Raw genomic sequence first — 9941 nt, forward strand, 5'->3', positions numbered from 1 at the left:
TGTAGTGCCGAGCATTCTGCGGATGCCGCCGGCCCACGGCATTGACCGAAGGCTCGGGCCCTGGAAGTCTTTGGTCAATCGCGAGGAGCCGCCATGCAGGACGACCCGTCTACCAGCCCCCTGACCCATTCCGCCACGTTGCGGCGTCTGTTGTATGAAGCCCTGGACGCCCTCGGGCTCGACCCCACCCGCGTCTACCGCAGCGTCTACCGGCGTATCCCGCTGCCGCCGCCGACCCTGGGCGGCCGCCTGGTGCATGACAACGCCCCGTTGTTCTGGACCGAACTGGCGGCGGTGACCGGCGATGCCGACATCGGCCTGCACCTGGGCGAGGCAATGAAGCCGCGCCTGCTCGATGTGGTCGGCTACCTGCTGCTGTCCGCGCGCGACCTGGAGGAGGCGCTGCGCAGCTTCGTGCGTTTCCAGCACATTCTCTCCGGCGGTTTCGCCGCGCGCCTCGAGGTCGAAGGGGAAACGGCAAGGCTGATCCTCGACATAAACTACCTGGGTTATGCCTCGCTGCGTCAGCAGATCGAATGCCTGATGCTGCTGTTCCTCAAGCTGCTGGCGCTGATCAGCGACGACGAGTTCGTCGCCGAGCGCATCGAGTTCCGCCACCGAGCCCCGCCGCGGCTGGGCGAACACCGCCGGTTGTTCGGCAGGCTGCCGCTGTTCTCGCGGCCGCACGATGCCCTGGTGTTTTCCGCCGCCTTGCTGCGGCGTCCTTCGCGCAACGCCAATCCGGACATGCATGGCGTGCTGACCCGCCACGCGGAAGAACAGACCCGCGAACTCAGCGAGAACCGCTTGCTCAATCGCGTGCGCTACCTGATCGAACTGCGCCTCGGGGAGGGCTATGGCTTGCGCCAGTGCGCGGCGGAGCTGGGCCTTGGCAGCGGCGCCTTGCAGCGTGCGCTGGCCGCTGGCGGGGCGAGTTTCCGGCAGGTTCGCGATGAGGTTCGCCGGCAGCGGGCGAGCGAGATGCTGTTGGCCGGTCGCGCCATACGCGAAGTGGCCAAGGCTTGCGGGTTCGCCGAGCTGTCGCCGTTCTACCGGGCCTTTCGCCGCTGGCACGCCGCGCCCCCGGAGCAATACAGGGCGCGGCTGGCGAAGCGGGAAGAAGGTTACTCGACCAGCGGTACCTGACGGCCGATCTCCAGGGTGGCGATGGCGTCGAGCTGGATCTCGATCTGCAGGAAGCGCATGGCGCGCTTGGGCGAGACGTTCTTGGCGATGCGCTTGACGTACTTGTCGCGCAGTTCCAGGCGGTCCTCCTGGAGGTCGTCGACACGCTCGATCAGCTTGCTCGCCTGGTCGTCGCTGACGTTGCCGCTGTTGTAGGCCTGGGCGTAGTCGAGCAGGAGCCTGAGGGTTTCCTTGCTGAGCTTGTCCGACTCGGTGCGGTAGGTGTTGTAGATCGGCCAGAACTTCTCGCCTTCCTGGTCGGTGAGGTTCATGTTGGCCTCGACGATGCGCTTGCGCTTGTAGTCGACGTCGGCCAGGTCGTTCTGGATCTGCGCCTGGTGCTCCTTCATCAGTTCCTTGCTGCTGGGCTGAGGATCGTTCTGGGCGGCCATCAGCGGCAGGCTGACGAGGGCGAGCAGGGCGAGGGTGGGACGTAGGGACATGCAGCGACTCCTTGGTTCGGCAACGGCCCTTCGTGGGCCGACCCGGGCAGTGTAGCCGCTACGCCTTCCGGCGCCCCCTCCGGAAGGCCCGGTGTTGAGCCAGGTCAGCCTTTTCCCGGGGTCCAGGGGCAGTAGCAACCCACGGCGAGGGTATGGGTGGCATCCACCGGACGTCCCTGCAGCAGCGCTTCGAGGATCGGTTCGATGAAGCTGTTGCTGGAGGTGCATACCGCGCCCTCGCTATAGGGGCCGAAGTAGGCCAGGCGGCCGTCGCGGTCCCAGATCGCCACGGCCGGGCTGGCCGGCAACTGCTCGGAACCGGGCAGACCGGCGAGGGGGCGCAGGGCGGCCAGGTTGTCCGGCAGGCGGCCCTGGCTGCCAGGCTTCTGCAGGACATGGAACTCCACGCCCTTGCCGGCGAAGCGTTCGATCAGCTCGCCGAGGTGCTGCTGGTTGCCGACGTTGCAGGGGCAGGCCGGGTCCCAGAAATGCACCAGGCGGATCGCCCCCGGCCCGGCCAGCTCGGCCGGCAGGCGCAGGCTGTCGCCGGAGAACAGGGTGGTCTGCTCGCTGAACGGGCGGATGTAGCGGATCTCGAACCACCAGTAGGCGGCGAGCAGGCCGCCGGCCCAGAGTAGGCCGACCAGGCTGACGAGGAGCGTCTTGCGGCGGGGAGTCATGGCATTCACACGGAAAACGGGTGCCAAGCTTGCCATGTGTTCGCGCGCAGCTGAATATCCCTGGGTTTCGCCCGTGGCCCGGCCACGAATCGATTGCAGCCCGGAACCGCCGATGTCAGAAGCCTTCAACCCCGATTACCTGCGCCAGCACCTGCGACCCTTGGCCGCGGCCGAGGCGGACGCCGCCGTCCTCGCCTACCAGGCCTACTACGGCCTGGACCTGCGCTCCCGCCATCCGCGCCTGCAAGCGCGGCTCGGCAGCATGGCGGTCGACGGGCGCCGCCTGGCGGTGCAGGCCTGGCTGCTGCCGGAAGCGCGCGGCAGCCTGTTGCTGATGCATGGCTATTACGACCACATGGGACTGTATCGGCACGTGGTCGACTGGGCGCTGGGCATGGGCTTCTCGGTGCTCGCCTGCGACCTGCCGGGGCATGGCCTGTCCGAAGGCGAGCGGGCCAGCATCCGCGACTTCGCCGAATACCAGGCGGTGTTCAAGGGCCTGCTGGGCCAGGCTGCCGAACTCGACCTGGCGGCGCCCTGGCACCTCTGCGGACAGAGCACCGGTGGGGCGATCCTGCTGGACTACCTGCTGCACGGCGGCGAACGTCCCGAGCTGGGCGAGACGATTCTCCTGGCGCCGCTGGTGCGCCCGCGCGCCTGGGGCTGGTCGAAGCTCAGCTACCGCCTGCTGAGCCCTTTCGTCGACTCGATCCCGCGGCGCTTCTCGGAGAACTCCAGCGATCCGCAGTTCCTCGACTTCCTCCGCGAGCACGATCCGTTGCAGCCGCGCACCCTGCCGACCGCCTGGGTCGGCGCGCTGACCCGCTGGGTGCCGCGCATCGAGCGGGCACCTCGGCGTGCCCTGAGCCCTCTGGTGGTGCAGGGCGAGTCCGACGAGACGGTGGACTGGCGCCATGGCGTTAAGGTGCTGCGGGAGAAATTCGACGAGCCGCGGATACTGTTGCTGGAAGAGGCGCGCCATCACCTGGCGAACGAAAGCGAGGGGCTGCGGCGGCGCTATTTCGATTTCCTGAGCGACGCGCTGGGGGCCTGAGTTCCAGGCCCCGCGGCGATCAGGGGGCGACCGCCTGGTCCACCGCCAGGCCGGCTTTCAGCGCGGCCAGGGCCGCCTGGTAGTAGCTGCGACCGGCCGGCGACTCGGCGAAGTTCACGTACTGGGTGAGTTCCGCGTCGGAGAGGTCGCGGTAGACATACAGCAGGGTGTTCTCCAGGTCCGCGCCGATCTGCTGCACCAGGCGCTGGCGCTGGCCTTCCAGCAATTGGCCGGTCTGTCCGCCGCCAAGCAGGCCGGGGAGGCCCGGAAGCATCTGGCTGAGGCTGTCGGCCGCGACCCCGGCCAGGGCCAGGCTGACTTCCGCGCCGGCCTCTCGGGCCGGAAGGACCTGGGCCAGGCGCTTGACCAGGGCCCGGCGTGGCTCGCTGGCGGTCTGCCGCGGCAGGCCGTTGCTGTGCTGGAGCAACTGGTCGCGGCGGGTGGCGAGCACCTCGGCGGCGACCACCTTGCGCCCCAGCGGCGACTCGAAGAAATTCAGCGGGTTGGCGCTGTCCGGCAGGTTCTCGCGCAGGCCGTTGAGGGCGCGCTGGTCGACTTCGGCCGGGGCGAAGCGGCGATTGCTGTTGTCCACCAGGGTCTGGTAGAGCGCGGGCGGCAGCTTGTCCTGGTAGCGCTTCTGCGCCGCGTCCAGGGCATCGCTGAAATGCGCGCGCTGGTCGGGCCAGCCAGCGGCCTGGTACAGGCGTTGATAAGGGTCGGCCAGGGCGGGCAGACCAACCAGCAGTAAAGCGAAGGCGAGCAAAGCGCGCATTGATACTCCTTTGGCGGCGAAAGCCTCGTCGTTCGGGTGGTGCCGTCCATGGGGCGCTATTGTCGACATGCGGCGGACCGCTTGTCGAGACACCGGGGCGGCACGCTACAATGGACAATGCACATCAACGTCAATCATCCACTCCTGCATCGCATCGTCGATGAACTGGTCGACCGGGGCTGGTCGCACCAGAGCATCTTCATGCCTGAGCGTCTGACCACCAGATTGGCCGAAGAGTGCCGCACCCGTGCGGTCGCGGGCGACCTGACCCCGGCGGCGATCGGTCGCGGCGACGGCCAGGTGATCCGCGAAGGCATCCGCGGCGACCTCACGCAATGGCTGGAGCCCGGAGAATCCGAGGCTTGCGACGAATACCTGGGGGTGATGGACAGCTTGCGCCAGGCGCTCAACGCCTCGCTGTTCCTCGGCCTCGAGGATTTCGAGTGCCACTTCGCGCTGTACCCGCCGGGCGCCTATTACCAGAAGCATGTCGATCGTTTCCGCGACGACGACGCACGCACCGTCTCCGCGGTTCTCTACCTCAACGATGCCTGGTTGCCCGAGCATGGCGGCGCGTTGCGCCTGCACCTGCCGCAGCGGCAGGTGGACATCCAGCCGACGGGCGGTAGCCTGGTGGTGTTCATGTCCGCCGGCACCGAGCACGAAGTCCTGCCCGCCAGCCGTGACCGGCTGTCGCTGACCGGCTGGTTCCGCCGGCGCAACGAATCCCTCCTGCAACTCTCCTGAACCCTGGGCGGCGTCGCCGCCTCAATGACCCCAGACCTTGAGCGTGCCGCGCAGGTCGGTGATGTCGCGCAGTTCGATGCGGCCGATCGAGTTGTCGCCGATGTACAGGTCGCTGGCTACCCGCAGGCGGATGCGCTGCGCCGGCAGGCCGCTGGCGATCAACTGGTCGTTGATGGTGGCGAGGTCCGGCAGGCTGATCGCCAGTTGCTGCCCGCCGCCGCTGCCGGTGGTCACGTCCAGTGCCAGGGTCGGCTGCTCGACGCCGAAGATCGGCAGGCTCAGGCCGAGCTGGGCGGCGCCCAGGGGGATGTTGCCGCCGCGCCCGTCCGGGCAGTCGCCGGCCTTCACGCAGCCGTTGTCGATCACCAGGTTGCGCAGCGAGAGGCTGCCGCCGTCGTCCACCCAGGCGACCCTGGCCGCGCCGGCGCGCAGGTCCAGGCGCAGGCTGATGCCGGCCTGGCCGGTGACCTGGCTGAGACTGTCGTTGTCCAGGGCCTCCATGGCCGCCTGGCTGGCAGCGCTGGCGAGCAGCGCGGGGGCCAGGAAAAACGGTAGAAGCGAGCGGGTCGGGAGCATGACGGGCGGGTCCTTCGCGGTTGCGCGGGAAGCCAGTCTGCTCGGGGCGGGGGAGGTTCGCCATGGGCCGCCCGCAGTTCTATCCTAAGGATCGGCAAGAAATAGCCCTGGTCCCCGCCATACGGGCGCTGGAGCGCTACCGCGAGGCCTAACTCCGGTTGGGTCGAGGGCGGGTTTCCCCGGTGCTTCCCGGCTACTGTTACCGGGCGTGACCATCGGTGAGCGGCAGGCTACTCTGTGTGCCTGTCATAGGGGTGGAGCATCCATGCAGAAGGTTCTGGTCAGCCGTTGCCTGCTGGGCCACCTGGTGCGCTACGACGGTGGCAGCCATGGCCCGTTCGACCTGCTCTCGCGCTGGCATGCGCAGGGGCGGATCGTCGCCCTTTGCCCGGAGGTCGCCGGCGGCTTGCCGACGCCCCGCCCGCCAGCGGAGATCCCCGGCGGCCAGGGCGGCGAAGTGCTGGACCGGCTGAACCGGGTCTTCACCGTCGACGGCGAGGATGTCAGCGAAGCATTCCTGCTGGGTGCGGAGGCGGCAGTGGAGCTGGTCCGCCGCCATGACATCCGGATGGCCGTGCTCAAGGCGCGCAGTCCTTCCTGCGGCAACCTGGAGAACTACGACGGGCGCTTCAACGGCAACCGGGTCGCCGGCGAGGGCGTTACCGCCGCCGCCCTCAAGCGCATGGGCGTGCTGGTATTCAACGAGGATGAACTGGACCGCGCCGCGGTCTGCCTGGCCGGCCTCGACGCCGGCGGCTGAACTCAGCGCCGCAGCGGCGCGGTCAGGCGGTTCTCCAGGGCTTTCTGCACACGCTCGAAGAGTGCCGAAAGCAGCCAGTAGATCCCGGCGGCGGCGAGATAGAGCGGCAGCGGCTGGAAGGTTTCGGCGATGACCTCCTTGGTCGCCAGCATCAGTTCGGTCACGGTGATCACGGAGATCAGCGAGGTGTCCTTGATCAGGCTGATCAGGCTGTTCGACAGGCTCGGCACCGCCAGGCGCAGGGCCTGCGGGGTGATGATGTTCCACAGGGTCTGGCCCCAGGTCAGGCCGACCGAGAGCCCCGCTTCCCATTGTCCCTTGTCGATGCCGAGGATCGCCCCGCGCATGGACTCCGAGAGATAGGCCGCGACATTCAGGGTCAGCGCCAGGATGCCCGCGGTGACCGGGGTGAACTCGATGCCTACGCTCGGCAGCCCGTAGTACAGGACGAAGATCTGCACCAGCAGTGGCGTCCCGCGGAAGGCGCTGACGTAGACCGCGGCGATCTGCGAGACCACCGGCACCTTGGTCACCCGGACCACCGCGACGCTGAAGCCGAGGATCAGGCCCAGGACCATCGATACCGCGGCGAACAGCACGGTATACATCGCGCCCTGGAGCAGGAAGGGCCAGGCCATCCCGAGCAGCTCGACCAGGTTGGCGAGCCATTCGAGCAATTTCTGCAGCGAATTCATTCAACACTCCATCGACAAACACGACGGCCGCGTCTCTCGGGCGCGGCCGCTTCCCCCGTTCGGGCGGGAACTCACTTCGGCGGCTGGCTGACGTCCAGGCCGAACCACTTTTCCGAGAGCTTGGCGAAGCGGCCGTCGGCCTTGATCTTCTCCAGCGCCGCGTTCAGCGCCTCGCCGAACTTCGGATTGTTCTTCCGGTAGGGAATCGCCATGTTCGCCACCGGCCCCACCGCCGCGCCGGGCTTGACCGGCAGCTTGGCCTCGCGGATGGCGAAGGGGATCAGCAGGCGGTCGTTGAGCGCCGCGTCGATGCGTTTGCTGGCCAGGTCCTGCAGGTATTCCGGGGCGCCCGGATAGGTGCGCACGTTGACCCCGGCCACCGACTTCGCCAGGTCGGCGTAGTTGGTGCCCTGGCCGACGCCGAGCTTGAGGCCCTTGAGGTCTTCCAGCGACTTGAACTGGCGGGTTTCGTCGGCGCGCACGATCAACTGGGCGCTGGAGATGGTGTATGGCTCGCTGAAGTCGAAGACCTTGCGCCGCTGCTCGTTCACCGAGACCTGGTTCAGCGCGATGTCGTACTTGCCGCTCTGCAGGCCGGCGAGGATGCCGCTCCATTCGGTGGTGACGAATTCAGGCTTGACCGCCAGTTCGGCGGCCAGCAGTTCGCCCAGTTCGGTCTCGAAGCCGGTGAGCTTGCCACCCTGCTTGAAGTTGAACGGCGGATAGGTGCCCTCCAGGGCGATGCGCAGGGCGCCGCGCTGGTGGATGTCGTCGAGCAGCTCGGCATGGGCCAGCGGAGCGGCCAGGGATACCAGCATCAGCAGGCGGGGCAGAAATCGCATGTAGTACTCCTCGGGTGGGAATGAACGTCGGTCGGGCCTATGCTGTTCGTTCAGCTTAGCCGGGCCCGCGTCCTGGACAATCGCGAACCTACTGGGTTGCATGCGGTCTTTCCAGGGGTTGCGGGCATTGACCCGGATTATGTGCGCGAACGCCGCTCTACGACGGGCTTCGCAGTGGAAATCGCTGTGCCAGCGATGCCTTTCCCTGATTCGGAAGGCACGAAGAGTGCCGGGGAAATTCCGTCCAGTGGTGTTTCCCGGGTGCTAACGGAAGTGAAAACAGGAGACTCCCATGAGAGTGACATTGCCTTGCCTCGGTCTAGCCGCCCTGATGTTCGGCGCATCCGCCAGCCTGATGGCTGCCGAGCTGCCCCGGACTAAGGCGCCCGAAGGGGCGAAAGTGTATTTCATCACGCCGGCCGATGGTGCAACCGTCGACAAGACCTTCACCGTGAAATTCGGCCTGAAAGGCATGGGCGTGGCGCCGGCCGGCGTCGACATGCCGGATACCGGCCACCATCACCTGCTGGTGGACCTGAAGGAGCAGCCGGCGATGAACCTGCCGCTGCCGATGACCGACAACATCCGCCACTTCGGCAAGGGCCAGACCGAAACCGAGATCACCCTGCCGCCGGGCAAGCACACCCTGCAACTGCTGGTGGGCGACAAGAACCACGTGCCGCTGGAGCCGACCGTGGAGTCGGAGAAGATCACCGTTACCGTCAAGTGACGGAAACGAAAAAAGGAGGCCGCTGGGCCTCCTTTTTCCTTTCCGCCGGGCGCTGCCTCAGAACAGCACGCGGCTACGGATGGTGCCGTTGACCTGCTGGAGTTTCTCCAGGGCCAGGTCGGAGTACTCGGCATCGACGTCGATCACTACGTAGCCGACCTTCTCGTTGGTTTGCAGGTACTGGCCGGAAACGTTGATGCCGTTGTCGGCGAAGACCTTGTTGATCTCGCTCATCACGCCGGGGATGTTGGCGTGGATGTGCAGCAGGCGGTGCTTGCCCGGGTGCGACGGCAGGGCCACTTCGGGGAAGTTGACCGACGACACCGAGGTGCCGTTGTCGCTGTACTTGACCAGCTTCTCCGCCACTTCCAGGCCGATGTTGGCCTGTGCCTCGGCTGTGGAGCCGCCGATGTGCGGGGTCAGGATCACCCGGTCCAGGCCACGCAGCGGGCTGGCGAATTCCTCGTCGTTGGATTTCGGCTCGACCGGGAACACGTCGATGGCGGCGCCGATCAGGTGCTCGTCCTTGATCGCGGCGGCCAGGTGCTCCAGCTCGACCACCGTGCCGCGCGCGGCGTTGATCAGGATGCCGCCCTTCTTCATCGCGCGGATTTCCTTCTCGCCGATCATCCACTGGGTGGAGGGCAGTTCGGGAACGTGCAGCGAGACGATGTCGGACATGCCCAGCAGCTCGTGCAGGCTGCCGATCTGGACCGCGTTGCCCAGCGGCAGCTTGGTCACGGTGTCGTAGAAGAACACCTGCATGCCCAGGGCCTCGGCGAGTACCGAGAGCTGGGTGCCGATCGAGCCGTAGCCGACGATGCCGAGCTTCTTGCCACGGATCTCGAAGGAGTTCGCCGCGCTCTTGATCCAGCCGCCGCGATGGCAGGAGGCGTTCTTTTCCGGGATGCCGCGCAGCAGCAGGATCGCCTCGGCCAGTACCAGCTCAGCCACAGAGCGGGTGTTCGAGTAGGGCGCGTTGAACACGGCGATACCGCGTTCGCGGGCGGCGTTGAGGTCGACCTGGTTGGTGCCGATGCAGAAGCAGCCGACCGCGATCAGTTTCTTCGCGCAGTCGAAGACCTCTTCGGTCAGCTGGGTGCGGGAGCGAATGCCGATGAAGTGCGCATCGGCGATCCTTTCCTTCAGCTCGTCGCCGGAAAGCGCGGTCTTGAGGTACTCGATGTTGGTGTAGCCGGCGGCCTTCAGCGTGTCCACGGCGTTCTGGTGGACACCTTCGAGAAGAAGGAACTTGATCTTGCTCTTGTCGAGAGAGGTCTTGCTCATCTGCGTAAACCTGTTGTCCCGGAGGAAGTGGCTGGAAAGCGAACTGCGCGAAGCGGGTCCGGCCGGCGCTGGCCGGCACCCGCAACTCGGCGCCCAGAGGCACTAAGCGCGGGGGGCGTATGCTAGCATGTTCTCCCTTTTCCTTGCCCGGTTGCGACCTGAGTTGTTCT

The 9941-nt window shown here is 66.9% G+C and carries 12 protein-coding genes; 5 read left to right on the forward strand and 7 right to left on the reverse strand.

Features of this window, described 5'->3' with window-relative positions:
• The first annotated feature begins 93 nt into the window (after positions 1 to 93).
• The gene (locus tag HMPREF2886_RS27390) at positions 94 to 1146 is read left to right on the forward strand and encodes an AraC family transcriptional regulator (RefSeq protein ID WP_003110711.1); all 1053 of its coding nucleotides are present in this window, start codon (positions 94 to 96) and stop codon (positions 1144 to 1146) included.
• On the opposite strand, the gene HMPREF2886_RS27395 is transcribed toward HMPREF2886_RS27390, so the two are convergent.
• Positions 1125 to 1628 (reverse strand): transcriptional regulator, encoded by a 504-nt coding sequence (locus HMPREF2886_RS27395; protein ID WP_003110710.1) that lies wholly within the window; start codon positions 1626 to 1628, stop codon positions 1125 to 1127. The genes HMPREF2886_RS27390 and HMPREF2886_RS27395 overlap by 22 nt on opposite strands.
• A 104-nt stretch (positions 1629 to 1732) precedes the next feature.
• A complete protein-coding gene (locus HMPREF2886_RS27400; RefSeq protein WP_010793554.1) occupies positions 1733 to 2344 on the reverse strand; it encodes a DUF6436 domain-containing protein in 612 nt (203 codons plus the stop codon).
• Positions 2345 to 2420: 76 nt separating this feature from the next.
• Between HMPREF2886_RS27400 and HMPREF2886_RS27405 the strand changes: the two genes are divergently transcribed.
• On the forward strand, positions 2421 to 3362 hold the full coding sequence (locus HMPREF2886_RS27405; RefSeq protein ID WP_033971827.1) for a phospholipase BipL: 942 nt from the start codon (positions 2421 to 2423) through the stop codon (positions 3360 to 3362).
• Positions 3363 to 3381: 19 nt separating this feature from the next.
• Here HMPREF2886_RS27405 and HMPREF2886_RS27410 read toward each other — a convergent pair whose 3' ends face one another.
• The gene (locus HMPREF2886_RS27410) at positions 3382 to 4134 is read right to left on the reverse strand and encodes a hypothetical protein (RefSeq protein WP_033971825.1); all 753 of its coding nucleotides are present in this window, start codon (positions 4132 to 4134) and stop codon (positions 3382 to 3384) included.
• 48 nt (positions 4135 to 4182) lie between these two features.
• On the opposite strand from HMPREF2886_RS27410, the gene HMPREF2886_RS27415 reads away from it, so the two are divergent.
• Complete coding sequence (locus tag HMPREF2886_RS27415; RefSeq protein ID WP_073648874.1) at positions 4183 to 4881, forward strand: 2OG-Fe(II) oxygenase; 699 nt, start codon at positions 4183 to 4185, stop codon at positions 4879 to 4881.
• Positions 4882 to 4902: 21 nt separating this feature from the next.
• Here the strand turns inward: HMPREF2886_RS27415 and HMPREF2886_RS27420 are convergent, their stop codons facing one another.
• Positions 4903 to 5457 carry a DUF6160 family protein gene (locus tag HMPREF2886_RS27420; RefSeq protein WP_033971823.1) on the reverse strand — a complete coding sequence of 185 codons (555 nt, stop codon included), beginning with the start codon at positions 5455 to 5457 and terminating at the stop codon, positions 4903 to 4905.
• A 265-nt stretch (positions 5458 to 5722) separates the two neighbouring features.
• Between HMPREF2886_RS27420 and HMPREF2886_RS27425 the strand changes: the two genes are divergently transcribed.
• Positions 5723 to 6217 (forward strand): 2-thiouracil desulfurase family protein, encoded by a 495-nt coding sequence (locus HMPREF2886_RS27425; RefSeq protein WP_003112945.1) that lies wholly within the window; start codon positions 5723 to 5725, stop codon positions 6215 to 6217.
• A 2-nt stretch (positions 6218 to 6219) separates the two neighbouring features.
• Here HMPREF2886_RS27425 and HMPREF2886_RS27430 read toward each other — a convergent pair whose 3' ends face one another.
• Positions 6220 to 6912, reverse strand: coding sequence for an amino acid ABC transporter permease (locus tag HMPREF2886_RS27430; protein ID WP_003084339.1), 693 nt, complete (start codon positions 6910 to 6912; stop codon positions 6220 to 6222).
• 71 nt (positions 6913 to 6983) lie between these two features.
• Positions 6984 to 7754, reverse strand: coding sequence for a cystine ABC transporter substrate-binding protein (locus HMPREF2886_RS27435; protein WP_033978756.1), 771 nt, complete (start codon positions 7752 to 7754; stop codon positions 6984 to 6986).
• A gap of 292 nt (positions 7755 to 8046) precedes the next feature.
• On the opposite strand from HMPREF2886_RS27435, the gene HMPREF2886_RS27440 reads away from it, so the two are divergent.
• Entirely contained in the window at positions 8047 to 8484 is a 438-nt protein-coding gene (locus HMPREF2886_RS27440) for a DUF4399 domain-containing protein (RefSeq protein ID WP_033971821.1), read from the forward strand.
• Positions 8485 to 8541: 57 nt separating this feature from the next.
• Here the strand turns inward: HMPREF2886_RS27440 and serA are convergent, their stop codons facing one another.
• A complete protein-coding gene (gene serA / locus HMPREF2886_RS27445) occupies positions 8542 to 9771 on the reverse strand; it encodes a phosphoglycerate dehydrogenase (protein WP_033971820.1) in 1230 nt (409 codons plus the stop codon).
• Positions 9772 to 9941: the final 170 nt, after the last annotated feature.

The organism is Pseudomonas sp. HMSC066A08 (assembly GCF_001813025.1).
GTDB lineage: Bacteria > Pseudomonadota > Gammaproteobacteria > Pseudomonadales > Pseudomonadaceae > Pseudomonas > Pseudomonas aeruginosa.

What these genes read in the sequence shown, in the direction of transcription:
- HMPREF2886_RS27440 (WP_033971821.1), top strand. Translation starts at nt 8,047, where the DNA reads ATGAGAGTGACATTGCCTTGCCTCGGTCTAGCCGCCCTGATGTTCGGC.
- HMPREF2886_RS27435 (WP_033978756.1), bottom strand. Translation starts at nt 7,754, where the DNA reads ATGCGATTTCTGCCCCGCCTGCTGATGCTGGTATCCCTGGCCGCTCCG.
- HMPREF2886_RS27430 (WP_003084339.1), bottom strand. Translation starts at nt 6,912, where the DNA reads ATGAATTCGCTGCAGAAATTGCTCGAATGGCTCGCCAACCTGGTCGAG.
- HMPREF2886_RS27425 (WP_003112945.1), top strand. Translation starts at nt 5,723, where the DNA reads ATGCAGAAGGTTCTGGTCAGCCGTTGCCTGCTGGGCCACCTGGTGCGC.
- HMPREF2886_RS27395 (WP_003110710.1), bottom strand. Translation starts at nt 1,628, where the DNA reads ATGTCCCTACGTCCCACCCTCGCCCTGCTCGCCCTCGTCAGCCTGCCG.
- HMPREF2886_RS27400 (WP_010793554.1), bottom strand. Translation starts at nt 2,344, where the DNA reads ATGGCAAGCTTGGCACCCGTTTTCCGTGTGAATGCCATGACTCCCCGC.
- HMPREF2886_RS27415 (WP_073648874.1), top strand. Translation starts at nt 4,183, where the DNA reads ATGGGGCGCTATTGTCGACATGCGGCGGACCGCTTGTCGAGACACCGG.
- serA (WP_033971820.1), bottom strand. Translation starts at nt 9,771, where the DNA reads ATGAGCAAGACCTCTCTCGACAAGAGCAAGATCAAGTTCCTTCTTCTC.
- HMPREF2886_RS27405 (WP_033971827.1), top strand. Translation starts at nt 2,421, where the DNA reads ATGTCAGAAGCCTTCAACCCCGATTACCTGCGCCAGCACCTGCGACCC.
- HMPREF2886_RS27420 (WP_033971823.1), bottom strand. Translation starts at nt 5,457, where the DNA reads ATGCTCCCGACCCGCTCGCTTCTACCGTTTTTCCTGGCCCCCGCGCTG.
- HMPREF2886_RS27390 (WP_003110711.1), top strand. Translation starts at nt 94, where the DNA reads ATGCAGGACGACCCGTCTACCAGCCCCCTGACCCATTCCGCCACGTTG.
- HMPREF2886_RS27410 (WP_033971825.1), bottom strand. Translation starts at nt 4,134, where the DNA reads ATGCGCGCTTTGCTCGCCTTCGCTTTACTGCTGGTTGGTCTGCCCGCC.